The sequence below is a fragment of the Wolbachia endosymbiont of Atemnus politus genome, from assembly GCF_013309895.1.
The window spans coordinates 1-3276 of the sequence record NZ_JAAXCS010000132.1 but is presented as its reverse complement, the minus strand read 5'-3'; the positions used below and the strand labels follow the sequence as shown (position 1 = coordinate 3276).

Genomic DNA, 3276 nt, shown 5'->3' with positions numbered 1-3276 from the left:
GATCTCTTCCAGCGACAACCGTCCTTTGTCGTTGCGGATTTGGATACTTTCTGAGTGGCCCGTGCTCTTGTCCTGGGCGGACACGTGCAAGATGCCGTTGGCGTCGATATCGAACGTCACCTCGATCTGTGGCACTCCACGAGGGGCGGGAGGAATGCCCATCAGGTCAAACCTTCCCAGATGGTGGTTGGCTGAGGTCATGGCGCGCTCTCCTTCGTACACCTGAATTGTCACGCCGACCTGGTTATCCGAATACGTAGTGAAGACCTTGGACGTGCGGCAGGGAATGCTTTTAGAAAAACAATCATTATTTTGAATAATGTTGTAATTTGCAGAAATTATTGTATCATTAATCGAATTAGATATTTTTGAATTAAAATTCGTATTGTTTGATTTTTGCATATTAAATTCTTGATGAAACAACAACAACAACAACAACATCCTTTATACAGCTATTATCCAGGCTCGCCCAGGTGAGCTGTGTGGGATGACAGGAGCTTGGTGAAGTAAGAATTTAGGCTCTCATTTTTTATTTCAAAAACGACTTAACTTTCTCTCTACTTTTTCTGGGTAAGGTCAAATTCACAAGACCCATTAAAATATTTTTTTACTTTTCACCATATATTTCTCAACATATTATCTTTAAGTACTAATATAATAATATGGCATTATTGATAGTTGAGTCACCGGCGAAGGCAAAGACAATAAGTAAATATTTAGGTAAATAGTTCAAAGTGGCTGCATCTTTTGGACATGTGAGAGATCTGCCAGTGAAGAACGGCTCTGTTGATCCAGATAATGATTTTACCATAAAGTATGAGATTATTGAAAAAGCAGAAAAATATGTAAAAGAATTAGTAAAGGAGGCAGGTAAAACATCAGATATATACCTTGCAACAGATCCAGATAGAGAAGGGGAAGCAATAGCTTGGAATGTAATAGAGGCACTAAAGGAAAGGAAAGCAATCAATGATAAAAGCAACATTCATAGAGTAGTCTTTAATGAGATAACAAAAAGAGCAGTACAAGAGGCTATAAAAAATCCACGTGAGATAAATATGGACTTAGTGCGCGCGCAACAAGCACGCAGAGCTTTGGATTATCTAGTTGGATTTAATTTGTCGCCACTATTGTGGACAAAATTATCAGGAAGCAAGTCTGCGGGGCGAGTGCAATCTGTTGCGCTTAAGCTTATATGCGAACGAGAAGATGAAATTAGTAAATTTGTATCACAAGAGTATTGGAGCATAAAGGCAGAAATGCAAAGCAGCAAAGACGAAACGTTTTTTGCTATGCTCAGCCACTACGATAATAAGAAGCTAGAAAAATTTGATATTAAGAACGAAGAAGAAGCAAAGAACTTAGTTAGAGAGATTGAGTCAAGACAATATGCTGTAAGCACAGTAGAACGCAAGCAAGTTAAGAGAAATCCGCTTCCTCCATTTATTACTTCCAGTCTTCAGCAAGATGCAGTGAATAAGTTGTATTTTAATGTGAAAAACGTTATGCGCATCGCGCAAAACTTATATGAAGGTATTGATATTGGTGGTGAAACTGTAGGGTTGATAACCTACATGCGTACAGATGGATTTTACATTGCAGATGAAGCTATAAGCTCAATTAGGGGGTCAATTAAGTCATTGTATGGTGATAAATATTTACCGAAGTCTCCTCGTCAATATATAAAAAAGGTCAAAAATGCTCAGGAAGCACATGAAGCGATTCGTCCAACTGATATAAATAGAACGCCAAACAGTATTAAGGACTATTTAACGCCAGAACAATTTAAATTGTATGATTTGATCTGGAAAAGAACCATTGCAAGTCAGATGGAATCAGCGATTCTCGATCAAGTGGTAATTGAAATTAGCTCTACTGATCAGAAGGTAATCCTGCGAGCAAGTGGGTCGAGCATGTTTTTTGATGGTTTCTATAAAGTTTATAAAGATGAAATGGATAGCGAGGATGAAGGCATGCTACCTGCCATGAAAGAAGGTGAAGCGTGCAAACTGATTTCTGTCGAGCCAAAACAGCATTTTACTCAACCTCCACCACGTTATAGCGAAGCAAGTATCGTAAAAAAAATGGAAGAAATCGGCATAGGCCGTCCATCAACTTATGCGACAATTATTTCGGTATTGCAAGACCGTGAGTACGTCACATTGGATAATAAAAGATTTATTCCAAGCAGTCGTGGCAAGATTGTTACTATATTTTTAGAAACTTTTTTTCAGCGTTGTATAGAATATGATTTCACAGCACAGATGGAAGAAAAGCTTGATTTAATCTCAAATGGACGTGCAGATTGGAAACAAGAGCTAGGCTATTTTTGGGTACCGTTTTTCAATCTTGTAAACTCCGTCAAGAAAATGACGCATGATGAAATTTTCAGCGGTATTAATGACTTGGTAGTCGATTGGTTCTGTTCAGAGGAAGGGAAAAAAGAGATAGGTAAGAAATGTCCTGATTGTTCCGATGGTATATTGAAATTGAACTTTGGAAAAGCCGGGGTATTTCTTGGATGTTCTAACTATCCTGCATGCAACCATACAAAAGAAATTACAGGCAGTAACGACAACTCAGAATATCCAAAAAGTTTGGGCATAGGCGATGTGACAGGGCAAGAGGTGGTGATCAAAAAAGGTCCTTTTGGGCTTTATCTGGAGTTTAATAGTGAGTCAGAAAAGAAAAAAACGGTTTCTATACCAAAAGATATAAATGTTAATGATATTGATCTGAATACCGCTACCGAATTACTTTCCTTGCCAAAAGTAATTGGAGAACACCCTGAAACCGGAAAAGAAGTAAAAATAGGCCTTGGACGATTTGGGTACTATATTTTCTATGATGGTAGATACTTTTCTCTTAAGAAAAGTTCTAAGGAAGTATTAGAAACACAATTAGATGAAGCTGTGCAAATTATTGCAAATAGTCCACGCAAGGAGTTAAAATCTCTCGGGTTTAATGAAAAGAAGAAAGAAGTTTTCATTTGTAACGGTAGGTACGGATTCTACATAAAATGCGGTAAAACAAATGTTGCTTTGGGCAAAAATGTGGATATTGAAAGTGTAGATCTGAAGAAGGCTTTAGAGTTAATTAAGAATAAAAAATAAATGCTTAAAAAATATAAGCTTGCAGATTTTTTATATATATAATACATTAAGACATCAAAATTTATAATTAAAAAAAATACTTGTTAGTGTATATATGAGGTAAAGTTATGTTAAATGATATCGGAAGTTATAGTTTATATGAGATTTTAAAGAAGTATCATAA

The 3276-nt window shown here is 36.8% G+C and carries 1 protein-coding gene and 1 pseudogene; one reads left to right on the top strand and one right to left on the bottom strand.

What is annotated here, in order from left to right; genetic code table 11:
- Positions 1–402, bottom strand: a 402-nt coding sequence (locus tag HET73_RS06660) for an Hsp70 family protein (RefSeq protein ID WP_281356053.1), incomplete at its 3' end; no start/stop codon positions are given.
- A gap of 260 nt (positions 403–662) precedes the next feature.
- Between HET73_RS06660 and topA the strand changes: the two are divergent.
- Positions 663–3113 (top strand): annotated as a pseudogene (gene topA, locus HET73_RS06655) (type I DNA topoisomerase).
- Positions 3114–3276 lie beyond the last annotated feature (163 nt).